12 protein-coding genes and 2 pseudogenes are annotated in these 14,284 nt (G+C 65.4%); 5 read left to right on the forward strand and 9 right to left on the reverse strand.

Translation table 11 applies throughout. The features are described 5' to 3' along the window. Position 1 precedes the first annotated feature (1 nt). Positions 2 to 463: a hypothetical protein gene (locus M3O59_RS13810; RefSeq protein WP_064630680.1), complete on the forward strand. Its 462-nt coding sequence runs from the start codon at positions 2 to 4 to the stop codon at positions 461 to 463. 299 nt (positions 464 to 762) lie between these two features. Here the strand turns inward: M3O59_RS13810 and M3O59_RS13815 are convergent, their stop codons facing one another. Then, positions 763 to 1,197, reverse strand: coding sequence for an OsmC family protein (locus M3O59_RS13815; protein WP_116905431.1), 435 nt, complete (start codon positions 1,195 to 1,197; stop codon positions 763 to 765). Positions 1,198 to 1,230: 33 nt separating this feature from the next. Further along, positions 1,231 to 2,088 (reverse strand): pirin family protein, encoded by an 858-nt coding sequence (locus M3O59_RS13820; RefSeq protein ID WP_116905432.1) that lies wholly within the window; start codon positions 2,086 to 2,088, stop codon positions 1,231 to 1,233. 236 nt (positions 2,089 to 2,324) lie between these two features. Here M3O59_RS13820 and M3O59_RS13825 point away from each other — a divergent pair, with 236 nt between their 5' ends. Then, on the forward strand, positions 2,325 to 4,397 hold the full coding sequence (locus M3O59_RS13825; protein ID WP_064630684.1) for a carbon starvation CstA family protein: 2,073 nt from the start codon (positions 2,325 to 2,327) through the stop codon (positions 4,395 to 4,397). Next, positions 4,397 to 4,621: a YbdD/YjiX family protein gene (locus M3O59_RS13830; RefSeq protein WP_016904074.1), complete on the forward strand. Its 225-nt coding sequence runs from the start codon at positions 4,397 to 4,399 to the stop codon at positions 4,619 to 4,621. The genes M3O59_RS13825 and M3O59_RS13830 overlap by 1 nt, the downstream gene beginning before the upstream one ends. An 820-nt stretch (positions 4,622 to 5,441) precedes the next feature. Here the strand turns inward: M3O59_RS13830 and M3O59_RS13835 are convergent. After that, positions 5,442 to 6,146 (reverse strand): HAD family hydrolase, encoded by a 705-nt coding sequence (locus M3O59_RS13835; protein WP_181920497.1) that lies wholly within the window; start codon positions 6,144 to 6,146, stop codon positions 5,442 to 5,444. A 214-nt stretch (positions 6,147 to 6,360) separates the two neighbouring features. Here M3O59_RS13835 and M3O59_RS13840 point away from each other — a divergent pair. Together M3O59_RS13840 and M3O59_RS13845 are read left to right on the forward strand one after the other, a co-directional pair. Further along, positions 6,361 to 6,934, forward strand: a pseudogene (locus M3O59_RS13840) (ankyrin repeat domain-containing protein). Positions 6,935 to 7,007: 73 nt separating this feature from the next. Beyond that, positions 7,008 to 7,421: pseudogene (locus M3O59_RS13845) on the forward strand (XVIPCD domain-containing protein); the annotation flags it as partial. A 337-nt stretch (positions 7,422 to 7,758) separates the two neighbouring features. Here M3O59_RS13845 and M3O59_RS13850 read toward each other — a convergent pair. From M3O59_RS13850 to paoC, 6 genes are all read right to left on the reverse strand, one after another. Beyond that, positions 7,759 to 9,009 (reverse strand): DUF819 family protein, encoded by a 1,251-nt coding sequence (locus M3O59_RS13850; RefSeq protein WP_064632611.1) that lies wholly within the window; start codon positions 9,007 to 9,009, stop codon positions 7,759 to 7,761. A gap of 171 nt (positions 9,010 to 9,180) precedes the next feature. Continuing rightward, positions 9,181 to 9,396 (reverse strand): hypothetical protein, encoded by a 216-nt coding sequence (locus tag M3O59_RS13855; protein WP_064632618.1) that lies wholly within the window; start codon positions 9,394 to 9,396, stop codon positions 9,181 to 9,183. Between the two features lie 672 nt (positions 9,397 to 10,068). Further along, positions 10,069 to 10,677, reverse strand: a complete 609-nt coding sequence (locus M3O59_RS13860; RefSeq protein WP_116905433.1) for a nucleotidyltransferase family protein — start codon at positions 10,675 to 10,677, stop codon at positions 10,069 to 10,071. After that, positions 10,674 to 10,844, reverse strand: a complete 171-nt coding sequence (locus M3O59_RS13865; protein ID WP_181920492.1) for a hypothetical protein — start codon at positions 10,842 to 10,844, stop codon at positions 10,674 to 10,676. Before M3O59_RS13865 ends, M3O59_RS13860 begins: the two co-directional genes overlap by 4 nt. A gap of 221 nt (positions 10,845 to 11,065) precedes the next feature. Further along, a complete protein-coding gene (locus tag M3O59_RS13870; RefSeq protein WP_116905434.1) occupies positions 11,066 to 12,079 on the reverse strand; it encodes an XdhC family protein in 1,014 nt (337 codons plus the stop codon). After that, positions 12,076 to 14,283: an aldehyde oxidoreductase molybdenum-binding subunit PaoC gene (paoC, locus tag M3O59_RS13875; protein WP_116905435.1), complete on the reverse strand. Its 2,208-nt coding sequence runs from the start codon at positions 14,281 to 14,283 to the stop codon at positions 12,076 to 12,078. The genes M3O59_RS13870 and paoC overlap by 4 nt, the downstream gene beginning before the upstream one ends. Position 14,284 lies beyond the last annotated feature (1 nt).

A 14,284-nucleotide genomic window follows, 5' to 3' on the forward strand; every position in this document is an offset into this window, starting at 1 on the left:
TATGAAGTCTGCCTTCTGCCTTGTCGGCCTGAGCTTGCTGCTGGCCGCTGCCACCGCCCATGCCCAGACCTCGCCGGTCTGCCCGCCACTGCCGCCGGCGTCCAACCTGCAGTGGAACGAGCTTGCAGGTGCCGATTACCTGGTCTGCAAGGCAGTGACCGCCGATGGACGGCAAGTCGTCGGGGTGATGCTCACCACCCGCGACCCGGCCATGACGCTGGCACGCGACCGCCGTGCCGAAAAGGGCCAGATCCAGCAGGAAGATTTCTACTGGTACAAGCTCGATCTGGGCGGCCGCGACATGCCGGGCATGGAATCGCGCCGCGTCACCGTGGTCGAACTGGGCAAGAAACGCTACGCGCAGCTGTGGATCGACGGCGCCAGCACCGAAGAGCTCGCCTCGATGCAATCGATGGTGCAGAACATGGATCTGCAGCCCGCCAGCCTGGCGCTGCAGCGCTGACGCAGCACATGGTGCAGCACTGCTGGCTGTCGATATAGCGCCCCTGCAGCGCGCCGGGTGGCCCGGTACGCTGCAGATCGCATCTGGCAGCACGGTTGCGGCCGGCCGTGCCGCTGCGGATCACCGTCACCTGCTCGCATGTCTGCGCCAGCGTCATGCAGACGTCAGCGCCAGCGAAGATGCTTTTTCTCTAACGTTGAGCCCGGGCATCGCGACTGGGCTCTAGCAGCCAGCGTAGCGATCGCTCGTTCCGATTCCGATCGCATCATCCGTCCACTCGGCGACAACGGCAGCGTTTGTCAGCCTCCCGGAATCGCCGTGCCGCCGGTGCCGCTTGCGGCCTGCAACTGGCTCTCGATGCGCACCTCGCCCGTCAGCAGGCGATGGATCGGGCAGTTGTCGGCCACCTCCATCAAGCGTGTGCGCTGTGCGTCATCCAGCGCACCGTCGAGCACGATTTCGCGGGTGATCGCCGTGCCGGCGGCACCGCGCTGGGTGTAGTGCAGATGCACGTGCACCGCCGTCAGCGGCCACTGCTTGCGCGCGGCCACCATCGACACCGTGATGGCCGTGCACGCACCCAGCGCACCCAACACCTGCGCTTCGGGGTCCGGCCCGGCGTCGGCGCCGCCGTTGGCCGGCTGCGTGTCGCCGCTCCAGGTGTGCTGCCCATCGTGGATGCTGACGGTGTACGGCACCGCGCCGGTGCTGACGCTGACAGGCCGGTCACTCATTGCGCGCTCCCACTGTCGTGCAGCCGCGCCGGTTCAAAACCGGCGTTCCTGGAAATCGACGAACGCCTGCATCAATTCCTGCTTGGTGTTCATCACGAACGGGCCATGCCGCATCACCGGCTCGTTGAGCGGGCGGCCTGCGACCAGGATCAGTTGCGCACCATCGGCACCGGCGCGCACATGCAGGCGCTCGCCGCCACCGAGGACCGCCAGTTCCTGCGCCGGCAACGCGCGCGCTGCATCGCCCTCGCCCACTGTCAGTGCGCCTTCGAAGGCATACGCAAACGCGTTGTGACCGCCGGGCAGCAGGTAATCCCACTCCACGTTCGGCTCCAAGGCGATATCCAGATACACCGGGCTGGTCGCGGGCTGCACGATCGGGCCGACGACATCGCCCACCGCCCCGGCAATCACCTTGACCGTGACACCGGGCGCCGGATGCGCCACCGGAATGTGGTCCGGCGCATATTCCTGGTACTTGGGGTCGCTCATCTTGTCGCGCGCCGGCAGGTTCACCCAGAGCTGAAACCCGCGCATGCGCCCGGATTCCTGCTCGGGCATTTCCGAGTGGATCAGGCCGCGTCCCGCCGTCATCCACTGCACGCTGCCCGGGGTCAGCAGGCCTTCGTTGCCGTGGTTGTCCTTGTGCCGCATGCGCCCGTCGAGCATGTAGGTCACCGTCTCGAAGCCGCGATGCGGGTGGCTGGGAAAACCGCCGATATAGTCTTCGGCCTTTTCGGTACCGAACTCGTCCAGCATCAGAAACGGGTCCAGCTCCGGCAGCTGCTGGGTGCCGATCACGCGGGTGAGCTTGACGCCTGCGCCGTCGGAGGTCGGCAGGCCGCGGATGGTGCGCAGCACATGCGCCGCTGTGGTGGTCGTGGTGCTCATTGCTTGTCCCTGTGCGCTGTGGCCTAGCGCCAATGATGGGTGCAGGTACCGCGCTGCCCAACCGCGACCATTGCAACCGATCGTTCCAAACGCCGGCCTTCGGCTGGCGACTAGCGACTAGCGCATCTGTCGCGCCACGACCCTACGACCAAAGTTTTACCCCGCTGCGGAGCGCTGCCATTGACCGCAGCCCGGCACGGGGTGACCCTTGAGTGAATCGTTCCTGAGGGGCATGCATGAAAGGGTTCTCGAAGCTGGCCTGGGGCGCGCTCGCGCTGCTGGCCGCGTTCTGTCTGGGTACCGTGGCGCTAAGGCGCGGCGAACAGATCAACGCGTTGTGGATCGTGGTGGCCGCCGTCTCGATCTATCTGATCGCCTACCGGTTCTACAGCCTGTTCATCGCCGACAAGGTGATGCAGCTGGACATCACCCGCGCCACCCCGGCGGTCGCCAATAACGACGGCCTGGATTACGTGCCCACCAACAAGCACGTGCTGTTCGGGCATCACTTCGCCGCCATTGCCGGCGCCGGGCCATTGGTGGGCCCGGTGCTTGCCGCGCAGATGGGCTACCTGCCCGGGCTGCTGTGGCTGGTGGTGGGCGTGGTGTTTGCCGGTGCGGTGCAGGACTTCGTGGTGCTGTTCCTGTCCAGCCGCCGCAACGGCCGCTCGCTGGGCGATCTGGTACGCGAAGAGATGGGCCAGGTGCCCGGCACCATCGCCTTGTTTGGCGCCTTCCTGATCATGATCATCATCCTGGCGGTGCTGGCGATGGTGGTGGTCAAGGCACTGGCCGAAAGCCCGTGGGGCATGTTCACCGTCATCGCCACGATGCCCATCGCGCTGATGATGGGCGTGTACATGCGCTACATCCGCGTCGGCAAGATCGGCGAGATCTCGGTGGTCGGGTTGATCCTGCTGCTGGGCGCGATCTGGCTGGGCGGCAAGGTCGCCGCCGACCCGACGTGGGGCCCGGCCTTCACCTTCACTGCCAAGCAGATCACCTGGATGCTGATCGGCTACGGTTTCGTGGCCTCGGTGTTGCCGGTGTGGCTGCTGCTGGCACCGCGCGATTACCTGTCCACCTTCCTCAAGATCGGCACGATCCTGGCGCTGGCCATCGGCATTCTTGTGGTGATGCCGGACCTCAAGATGCCGGCGCTGACCCAGTTCGCCTCCACCGGCGACGGCCCGGTGTGGAAGGGCGGCATCTTCCCGTTCCTGTTCATCACGATTGCATGCGGCGCAGTGTCCGGCTTCCATGCCCTGATCGCCTCCGGCACCACGCCCAAGCTGCTCGCCAATGAAGGCCACATGCGCTACATCGGCTACGGCGGCATGTTGATGGAATCGTTCGTGGCCATCATGGCGCTGGTGGCCGCCTCGATCATCGAGCCGGGTATCTACTTCGCCATGAACAGCCCTGCCTCGCTGGTCGGCACCGACACCGTGGCGGTCGCGGCCAAGGTGTCCGAATGGGGCTTTGCCATTACCCCCGAAGTGTTGGAAGCCACCGCGCGCGATATCGGCGAGCACAGCATCCTGGCGCGCGCCGGCGGTGCACCCACGCTGGCCGTGGGTATCGCGCAGATCCTGCATCAGCTGCTGCCCGGCGAAGACACCATGGCGTTCTGGTACCACTTCGCCATCCTGTTCGAAGCCTTGTTCATCCTCACCGCGGTGGATGCCGGTACCCGCGCCGGCCGCTTCATGCTGCAGGACCTGCTGGGCAACTTCATCCCGGCGCTGAAGAAGACCGAATCGTGGACCGCCAACATCATCGCCACCGCCGGGTGCGTGGCACTGTGGGGCTATCTGCTCTACACCGGGGTGATCGATCCGTTCGGCGGCATCCAGACCTTGTGGCCGTTGTTCGGCATCTCCAACCAGATGCTGGCAGGCATCGCGCTGATGCTGGGCACGGTGGTGCTGTTCAAGATGAAGCGCGACCGCTACGCCTGGGTCACCATCGTGCCGGCGCTGTGGCTGTTGCTGTGCACGACCTACGCGGGGCTGATCAAGATCTTCGACAGCAACCCGGCGCAGGGCTTCCTGGCGCAGGCGCACAAGTTCCAGGACGCCATCGCCAGCAACACCATCACCGCACCGGCAAAAACGGTGCCGCAGATGCAGCAGATCGTCACCAACGCTTACGTCAACACCGGGCTGACGGTGCTATTTCTGTTCGTGGTGGGTTCGATCCTGATCTATTCGATCAAGACGATCGTGGTGGCACGCCGTAACCCGCAGCGTAGCGACCGCGAAACTCCGTACGTGGCGTTGCAGCCGCACCAGATGGCAGACCTGTAATGGGCACGCAACTTGTCCTGGCCAGTCAATATCAGGTGCATCGCCGCATCTGGCGACGCCTGATCCAGACCGCGCGGTTGTGCTGCGGCATCCCCGATTACGACAACTACGTGCGCCACATGCTGGAAAAACATCCGGACAAGCCGGTGATGGACTACCCCACCTTCTTCCGCGAACGCCAGGACGCGCGGTATGGCGGCAAGAGTGGGTTTCGTTGTTGTTGATTTGGTGATCGGTTGATCGGTTGATCGGTTGATCGGTTGATCGGTTGATCGAGAAGTTGAAAACGCAACAGGGCGCGATGCGAATCGCGCCCTGTTGTTTTGATGTAGATGCGACAGCGCTTATTTTCGGCGCGATCAGGCAATACGGCAGGTCGATTGCAGAGCGGCTGATCTGGAGCTTGGGTGCAGGGCCCTTGCCCGCCCACCATCGCAGGACACGCCGTGAATCCGTCCATGGAGGCTCTGGCGCGGCATCCATGCCGCTCAAGGTCCCGCGACGGTGAGCGGGCAAGGACCAGTCACGATGGTCGGTGCGTTTTCAACAAGCAACCAGCAAGCTAGCAACTCGGCGTCACGCTCTTCAACAAACCACCAGCCGACCGCTTGGTGCAGTGATTTCTTTCTTCAATAACGCTACCGGTGAACTATCTGGTGCGGTGTCCTTACCGATTGCGGGACCGTTGGCGGCATGGATGCCGCCACCGAGCCCCCATAGACGGGTTAACGGCGTGTCCCGCGGGCGGTGAGGACACCGCGCCCTCGACCGAGGCTGCGCGTTTGCTGCAGGGCCCTTGCCCGCACACCATCGCAGGACACGCTACAAGTACGTCCTTGTAGCTCTGGCGCAGCATCCGTGCCGCTCAAGGTCCTGCAACGGTGAGCGTGCAAGGGCCAGTGATGATGGTCGGTGCGCAACGTTTTCAACAAGCAACCAGCAAACCGCGACGTGCTGTCCTCGAAGTGGTCGGACAGCGCCGCAGGTCAACTGCAGCGTGCAGCTCGCGCATTGGCTGCGCCCGCTACCCACCGAACGGGTGACTCAACCAGCGCGCTTTTGCGCCAACCGCGCGAACAACGCAGGCAAATCACGCATCTCATCGAACACCTCAAGCACACCGATGCGGCGCAGGGTGTCGCCATGGCCCGGCGGAATGTGGCTGGCACCGGTAAACCCCAGTACCTGCATGCCTGCCGCCACGGCCGCCGTCGCGCCGGTGGGGCTGTCTTCGATGACCAGGCAACGCTCCGGCGCCACTCCGGCTGTGCGCGCGGCCAGCAGATAGACATCCGGTGCCGGCTTGGGTCGCTCCACCATGTCGGCACTGAAAATACGTCCCGCCGCACGCGCGGTGAGCCCGGCCCGTTCCACCGACGCGATGACATTGTGACGCCGGCTGTTGGATGCTACCGCCAACGGCAGCGGAATCTGTTCCAGCGCCTCGCGCACGCCGGCAATCGGCTGCACCTGCGCCTGGATCAACGCCTCGCTGCGCGCCTGGATCTGCGCTAGCAAGGTCTCCGGCAACTGCAGCGCAAAGCGCTCTTCCACCCGCCGCAACACCTCGCGTGTGGTCTGCCCGAAGGTGGTTTCCAGCAGATGTTCCAGCGGCTCGCCTGGCACGAAAGCCGCCAGCGCTTCACGCATCACCCGGTCGGCCAATATTTCGCTGTCGACAAGAACGCCATCGCAGTCACTGATCAGTAGCTCGTACGCCATTGCACCCATCTGCTCGCAAAGCGCCATTATGCCGGCCGGGATGTGACCGTCGGCTGTGGGGGGCGGCACCGTGGCGTACGGGTAGCGCGTGCACTACCGCGCACCTGCGCTGTCTGCGCCACCCACGCAGCCGGCCCCAAGCATGAGACCAACCCCAGGTCACTTCCCCAAGGCCCGTGTCACGAAATCTTTCCGCCCGCGATGTTTGCAGCTGCTAGCATTCGGCCGGCTGTGGCGGGACATGCCGCAGCGTCATCAGGAATGCGCTCAGGAGAAGGAGATTTCGATGCAACCGCGATTCCCCGCCCTGCTCGTTCTTGCGACCTCGTTTTTCGCGGTCTCATGCACTGCCTCGCCCGGTGCCAAGGAGCAAACCACCATGTCAGCTACGCTGCAGGACCACGCCGTCGCCTTCCGCGACCCCACTCTGACCGAGATCGCCAAGGCCATCGCGCACGGGGATGTCGCCCGGATCAAGGCACTTGCCCCCGACGCCGCTGTTTCGTGCGGTGCAGAGCAAGCGCGATGCGCAGATCGATGTGTTGATCAAGGCCGGTGCGGATGTGCAGCGCCTCGACCATACCGGCAACAGCGTGCTGCATCTGGCAGCACAAAGCGGCGCGGCCAGCCCCGCAGTGCTCAGGCTGCTCGAGGCCGGCGTCGATCCAACGCTGCGCAATGCCCAGCAGAAGACCTTTCAGGCGTATTTCTTCACCACCCCGGATCGCCTGCTCAATGCCAGCGGCCAGCAGGTCAGGTCGGACGTGCGCGCGTGGTTGAGCGCGCACAATATTGCCGCAGAAAGCAGCCGCTAAGCGCGCTTTCCGCATGACAAACGCAAGGAGCCGCGCATGAGCCCGTCAGAATCCACTTCTTCTTCCACCCCGGGATTCGGTGATGAAAGCCCAGGACATACAGGCGCAAGGCACGCAATTGCAACCAGGCAGCCAGCTGTTCAACGACGCAGTGGTGCAGCTTGACGGGCAACGCGAGCGCCTGGGATTGCGCGATGACACGGCGTTTCTCAACACCGCCGCCAGCGTGGCCGCGCGTGCGGGCAGCGATGGCCTGCAGCGTATCGATCATCTGGTCCCGAACCGCGATGGCGACAGCCTGATCGCAGTGCAGGGCCGCATGGACGACCCGGCCCATCTGCGCAGCCATGTGCAGACGGCATCCGCAGCCAACGAGCCGGCGCAGACCAATGTCAGCCAGTTGCAACAGCACAACCAGCAACACACCCAGCAACACACCCAGCAGCCGGCGCACCCGCAGGAAGAACAGCGTCGGGTGATTCAGCAGCAAGCCGGCCCGCGGAAAAGTGCGGGCCGCAGATCCTTGCATATCTCAAGGATGTGGCCGAGCACACTGCCGTGTTGTCAGCTGCAGTCGTTACGAGCGCGCGCTCCCTGCACGTTGCTTGGCAGATGCGTGCAGTGGAGCGTTTCTCAGCGGCTGCACGTCTGGCCGGATCGCGGCCCGGCGTGGCTGACACCAGGTAATGAGCAGTCGTCGGGCGAAACCGACGCCGCGTAACAGCCGCATGCGTGCGCAGTCCATGCCGCGACGCCGAGCGTGGGCCAGGCCGGTCGGCGATCACGCCCGACTGGCCGCCGCGCAGCCGTCTGGTTAGCTGCTGCTAGCCCGCACCGGCCATCGCGCGCAAGGCGATGCCGACCAGATATGCCAGATAGGTGCCGGTGGCGTAGCCCATGGTGCCCAGCAATACACCGACCGGCGCCAGTGCCGGATGAAACGCGGCGGCGACCACCGGTGCGGAGGCCGGGCCGCCGATATTGGACTGCGAGCCGATCGCAAAATAGAAAAACGGCACCCGCAACAGACGGCCAAGCCCCCACAGCAAGCCGATATGCACGGCGATCCAGATCAGGCCGAGCAGGAACAACCAGGGCCGGTCCAGCAACGCCAGCAGGTCCATCTGCATGCCGATGCAGGCAATCAGGAAATACAGCAGCAAGGTGCCGACCCTGGAGGCGCCCGCACCTTCCAGCGTGCGTGCGCGGGTAAAGCTCAGCAGCAGGCCCAGACTGGTCGCCAGCACCACCACCCACACGAACGGCGTGTCCAGACTGAACTGGCTGGCCCAAGGCAACTGCGCCTTGCACCACGCCGCAAGCGGGTTGGCCAGCGCATGCGCCAGGCCGACGCCGCCGAAGGCCACTGCCACGATCACCATCAGGTCGGCCAGGCTGGGAATGCGCGCATGTTCGGCCTGAAAGCGCGCCATGCGCTCCTGCAAGGCATCCAGCGCACGGGTATCGGCACCGCTGCGTGCGTCGATGTTGCGCGCGCGGCCGGCCAGGAAAATCAACACCGCCATCCACACGTAGCCCACGCCCACATCCACCACCGCAAATTGCCCGAAGGTGGTTGCGTCCACAGCGAAGACTTCGCGCATCGCCAGCATGTTGGCACCACCGCCGATCCAGCTGCCGGCCAGCGCCGCCATGCCGGCCCAGGTGTCGCCGGCCACAGTGGCCGGATGCAGCCAGCGCATCACCCAGAACGCCACCACCGCGCCCAGCATGATGCTCAGCGATGCGCCCAGATACATCGCCACCAATTTGGGGCCGAGCCCCAGGATTGCGCGCAGATCGATACTCAAGGTCAGCAGGATCAATGCGGCGGGCAGCAGCACGTCGCGGGCGATCGGGTTGTATAGACGGGTGTTGGCGCCGTCGATCAAACCGACCGTGTTGTAGATCCCGGGCAGCAGATAACACAGCAACAGGGCCGGCACGAAGGCGTAAAAGCGCCGCCAGGGCCCGTGCTCGCGCGCTGAGGTCCAGAACACCGCGCCCAGGGTGGCGGCAATCAAGCCGAACACGACGATATCGTTTTGGATCAACGCAGCACCGGCAGCATTCACGACAGGCGGACATCCGAAAAAAGGTAGCCGCCAACATGCGGGTCGGGCCAACAGCGGCCGACGCCTTGAATCTAGCCGACCTGGCCGTCTGCGCAAACCCGCCAGCGTTGCCGGAAGGCCGCGGTGTCAGTTAGAAACGTGCTGCCGGGATGCGGCAGAGTAGCGCGCGTCTCAGCCGTAACGCCGCACCACGCGGTCGCCGGCGCCGGTATTGACCACCACCCCGCTGGGCTGACCGGTGGTCAGACAGTGCAGCTTGGCCATCAGTTCGGCGTACTCCAGGGCGCCCTGCTCGCGCAGATAGCGCAGCGGCGACCACTGCGGGCGGGTGACCCACCACCCGCCTTGTTCGGGGTGTATGCGTACGACGTAACGTGACTCGTCCATCAGGCCTCCGGCCAGTGCGTACAGCGGTCGAGCAATGCGCAGGCCGCGCGGAAAGCCACGGTGCATGGGAGTAGTGGGAAGACTTTCTCCTGTCCGGGATGCCGGCGCGCCCTTACTCAAGGGGCCGCGGGAGAGTGGCCAAGGGCCCCGCGTCCGGCATAGCCAGAATGTTCTTTTAAGCATGTCAATGCTGTAGGGCGGACACTGGCGTACAGGTAGGAAAATTCTTACGTGACTCACATCACATCCAGCGCTACATTCGGCCTGGAACGGTGAACGCCGTGTCGTGAGCAACCGTCAGACGAGGGCGGACGGTGCGCACTGGGGTGATCGGTTGCTCTTGAAGACTGCCTCTGGGGAGGAATTGCATGTATCTGCTCAGGAAATTTCACTTTTCGGTCAAGACCGCCATGGTGATTGGCTATGTTCTGGTGATCAGGGAAGCGGTCGGCTTATGGTCGTGAACGCGTCGGCTTGCGGAGCAACGCAGGCCGGACGTGGCCGGTGGCGCGACGCAGCGAGTGCGCTGAGCGGCCTGTAGCCCAGTCATCGCCACCGGTCACGCCACCGTCTGAGCGTGCAGTGACGGCGCCTGTCTTATCGCCCCACCGACTTGCGTACCCGTTGAAACCCAGGCTGACAGGGATTTGTACGCATACCCGTCATGGCGTCTCACTCTGCGTCCACCCACCCGCGTTGCTGCGCGGCGGCAAGGTCGGCAGGCGTGTCGATATCCAGCGCCAGCGCTGGGGCGCTCACGCAGCCCAGGGTCTGCACGTCCAGGCTGGCAAACAGGCCACGCAGGCCGCTGTCGGCCTGTAACGGGACATCCGCCCAGGCGCTATGGGTGACCACCGCGGGAATGCCGCGCACGCCGGCATAGCCGCTGGTCGCACAGCCCGACGTGGCGCGATCGGCTTCGTCCAGCAATGCGCGCAGATGCGGGGCGTCCAGCGCCGCCTGGTCGCAGCCCAGAATCAGGCTGCGCCGCAGTGCCGTGTCGTCCTGCACATGCTGACGCAGCGCGGCCAGGCTGGAACCCATGCCTGCCGACCAGTCGGCGTGCCGCAATATTTCCACGTCCAGGCCCTGCAACACCTGGGTCAACGCGTCCGCATCGGCGCCCAACACCACTACACAGCGACTCGGTGCAGTCTGCAGTGCGATGCGTGCGGCGCGGCGCAGCAAGGGCTCGCCGTCGCGCATCAGCAATTGCTTGGAACGGCCCAGCCTGCGCCCCGCGCCTGCGCCCAGCACCAGCGCGGCGTGATCGCGCCTCACGCCGCGCCCCCTGCTACCGCCGCAGAACTGCGCAGTGCCAAGCGCGACATGGCGCCGGCATCGCGCTTCGTGGCGCAGCAGTGACGCGCGCGCTGAGCGGTTACGAAAAACTCGATGCGCACCGCGTTGCGCGATACGTCGACGTGCTGATCGAAAACAAGGGTCATGGCGACGTGGTGCTGATGGGAGACAGCCGCAGCGTAGAGAGCGAGCTGTGCGTGCAAGGTGACCGCAGATTGCTCGAGCAGCTGCTGCGTCAGCGGACGTCATTCGCACGGTCACCGCTGGTCACGGCGGGCTGCATGCATACGTCCACCACGCTTCCGATTGCCAGTGCCTCGGCGTTGCGAGCTAATAACTCACCTACACCAGACAGGAGCACCGCGACTTATCGGCTCGCTGCAGTGGCCTGCATCTCCGCCACCGCCTGCGTCGCCTCGGCGATGATGCCGAGCGCGATGGTGTGCGGCGATGAGCGCCCCATGCGCCAGCCGGCGGGCAGCCGCAGACGCGCAAGCGCTGTGTTGTCGTAGCCGAGCGCGCGCAGTGCCTGCAACCGGCCTTCGCGTTTATGCCGGCTGCCCAGGATGCCGATGCAGGCCACATTGGACGCAAGCCCGTGCTGCGCGACCTGCAGATCGATTTCGGCATCGTGGGCCAAGCTATACAGCGCACTGTCGGCATCCAGATGCAGGTCCTGCAACGCATCGCCCAGCGCGCGCCGGTCGTAATGCTCCGCTGCAAGCCCCGGCGGCGCTTCGCCGGGGCCGTGCGGCCGCAGCACGCGTACGTCGATGCCCATCTGGCTGGCCATCGACACCAGCACCAGCAGCGCGGGGTCGGCGCCGACCAGCACCAGCCGCAACGGCGGCCGGTGCGTCCGCAGGAATTCGCCAGCACGCGCGTCCTGCGCAGTCGCCGGGTAACGCACCGTGCCGGAGGCACGATCCAGCGCCACATGAAACGCGCGCCGGTGCTGGCGCGCGTTGCGCCACCGCGCCAGATACTCGCCCAGGTCGGGCACCGGCCACACCAGCACCCCGATGCGCCCGCCGCAGCTGAGCTGGATGTCCAGCACCTCGCTGCCCTCGCCGTAATCCAGCCACCGCGGCTGGCCGTCGCGCAGCGCTGCCATGGCCTCGTGCGCCACCGCCGCTTCCACGCAACCGCCGGACACATAACCGGCCACGTTGCCGTCGGCGCAAATCGCCATCTCGCTTCCCAGCGGACGCGGCGATGAGCCTTGAACGTCGACCAAGGTGGCGATCGCCACGCGCTGGCCGGCGCGCTGCCACGCGGTCAGCGTTGGCAGCAAATCGTCGTGCAACGCGTAATCCGGCCATGCTGGCCAGGCCGCTTGGGCCGGGGGCGCATGCGTGACCGGGGCAACCACTGCACTCACGCGCGCAGCATCTCGGGCAGGTGCGGCAGCAGCTTGTCCAGCGTGACAGGGTAGTCGCGCACGCGCACGCCGGTTGCGTTGTACACCGCATTGGCAATGGCGGCGGCCACACCGCAGATGCCCAGCTCGCCCACGCCCTTGGCCTTCATCGGCGACGACAGCGGATCGCTTTCGTCCAGGAACACCACTTCCTGATGCGGAATGTCCGCATGCACCGGCACTTCATAGCCGGCCAGGTCGTGGTTGACGAAAAAGCCCCGGCGCTTGTCCACCGCCAGTTCTTCCATCAGCGCCGCGCCGACGCCCATGGTCATGCCGCCGATGACCTGGCTGCGTGCGGACTTCGGGTTGAGGATGCGCCCGGCCGCGCACACCGCAAGCATGCGCCGGATGCGCACCTCGGCAGTGGCGATATCCACACCCACTTCGACAAAATGCGCGCCGAAGGTGGAGAGCTGGTGGGTCTTGCTCAGGTCGCCGAATTCGATCTTGTCTTCCACCACCAGCGCGCCATTGGCCGCCGCATCGCCGAGCGCGATGCGCTTGCCGCCGGCACGGACATGGCCGTCGGCAAATTCGGCCGCCGCCGGGTCCAGGCCCAACTGCTTTGCCACCGCCTCGCGCAATTTGACTGCAGCTGCATACACGCCTGCAGTAGAACTGTTCGCGCCCCATTGCCCACCGGAGCCGGCCGACGCCGGGAAGCTGGAATCGCCCAGCCGCACGTCCACCCAGTTCAACGGCACACCGAGCATTTCGGCAGCGGTCTGCGCAATGATGGTGTAGGAGCCGGTGCCGATGTCGGTCATGTCGGTTTCGACCACCACGCGCCCGCCCCGCTCCAGGCGCATGCGCGCACCGGAGGTCATTGCCGGCGCGTTGCGAAACGCGGTGGCAACACCCATGCCGATCAACCAGCGCCCATCGCGGTTGCTGGCCGGCTTGGCTTTACGCTTGGACCACTGGAAACGCTCGGCACCGTCCTCCAGGCACTTGACCAACTGGCGCTGCGAGAACGGGCGCTGCGGGTTTTCCGGATCGACCTGCGTGTCGTTGACGACACGGAACTTGACCGGATCCATCGCGAGTTTCTCGGCCATTTCGTCCATGGCCACTTCCAGTGCCATCAACCCGGGTGCTTCGCCAGGCGCGCGCATCGCATTGCCTTCCGGCAAATCGAGCACCGCCAGACGTGTAGCGATCAACCGGTTGGCCCCGGCGTAAAGCAACTGCGTCTGCGCGGCGGCGATTTCCGGACCGCCGCCAGGTAGATCGCCCGACCAGCTCTCATGTGCGATCGCGGTGATCTTGCCATCGCGCTGCGCACCGATGCGGATGCGCTGCACGGTAGCCGGACGATGGGTGGTGTTGTTGGCGACCAGCGGGCGCGGCAGCATGACCTTGACCGGACGTTTCACTTCGCGTGCAGCCAGCGCGGCCAATACGGCATCGGTGCGCAGAAACAGCTTGCTGCCAAACCCGCCACCGACATACGGCGACATGATCCGCACGTTCTCGCGCGGGATGCCCAACGTAACAGCCAGATCGCGCGCGCCCCAGTTGATCATCTGGTTGGAAGTCCACACGCTGAGCTTGTCGCCGTCCCACATCGCGACCGATGCGTGCGGTTCCATCATGGCGTGCGAGTGATCGGGTGTGGTGTATTCGGCGTCCAGTTGCACCGGTGCCGCTGCGAAGGCGCCAGCGAAATCGCCGACGGCGCTATTGGGGGCACCGCCCTCCTTGGTGACCTTGGCGCCATCGCGCGCCTTCTTCAGGTCGTATGCGCCGACATGGCGGCCGTAATCGACCTTGATCAACTGTCCCGCTGCGCGCGCCTGCTCGAAGGTCTCTGCAACCACCACCGCAATCGCTTGGTGGTAGTGCTGGATCTCCGGGCCGCCCAGCAACTTGGCGGTATTGAGCTTGCCCTTATGCAACGTTCCGGCGTTTTGCGCAGTCACGATGCCGAGCACGCCGGGCGCGTTGCGCGCCGCGCTCAGATCGATGCTGCCGATGGTGCCTTTGGCGATGCCCGCGCCCACGACATGCCCGTAGGCCGCGCGGCCCGGCATGTCGTGATGTTCGTAGGCATACGGCGCCTGGCCGGTGGTCTTGAGCGGCCCATCGATGCGATCGACGGGCTTGCCGACGACCTTGAGCTGATCGATGGGGTTGGTACCGGCGGGAGTGTCGAATTTCATA

The organism is Xanthomonas nasturtii (assembly GCF_023337365.3).
GTDB lineage: Bacteria > Pseudomonadota > Gammaproteobacteria > Xanthomonadales > Xanthomonadaceae > Xanthomonas > Xanthomonas nasturtii.

Coding starts and splice junctions, on each gene's coding strand:
- M3O59_RS13810 (WP_064630680.1), top strand. CDS start 2: ATGAAGTCTGCCTTCTGCCTTGTCGGCCTGAGCTTGCTGCTGGCCGCT.
- M3O59_RS13815 (WP_116905431.1), bottom strand. CDS start 1,197: ATGAGTGACCGGCCTGTCAGCGTCAGCACCGGCGCGGTGCCGTACACC.
- M3O59_RS13820 (WP_116905432.1), bottom strand. CDS start 2,088: ATGAGCACCACGACCACCACAGCGGCGCATGTGCTGCGCACCATCCGC.
- M3O59_RS13825 (WP_064630684.1), top strand. CDS start 2,325: ATGAAAGGGTTCTCGAAGCTGGCCTGGGGCGCGCTCGCGCTGCTGGCC.
- M3O59_RS13830 (WP_016904074.1), top strand. CDS start 4,397: ATGGGCACGCAACTTGTCCTGGCCAGTCAATATCAGGTGCATCGCCGC.
- M3O59_RS13835 (WP_181920497.1), bottom strand. CDS start 6,146: ATGGCGCTTTGCGAGCAGATGGGTGCAATGGCGTACGAGCTACTGATC.
- M3O59_RS13855 (WP_064632618.1), bottom strand. CDS start 9,396: ATGGACGAGTCACGTTACGTCGTACGCATACACCCCGAACAAGGCGGG.
- M3O59_RS13865 (WP_181920492.1), bottom strand. CDS start 10,844: ATGACCCTTGTTTTCGATCAGCACGTCGACGTATCGCGCAACGCGGTG.
- paoC (WP_116905435.1), bottom strand. CDS start 14,283: ATGAAATTCGACACTCCCGCCGGTACCAACCCCATCGATCAGCTCAAG.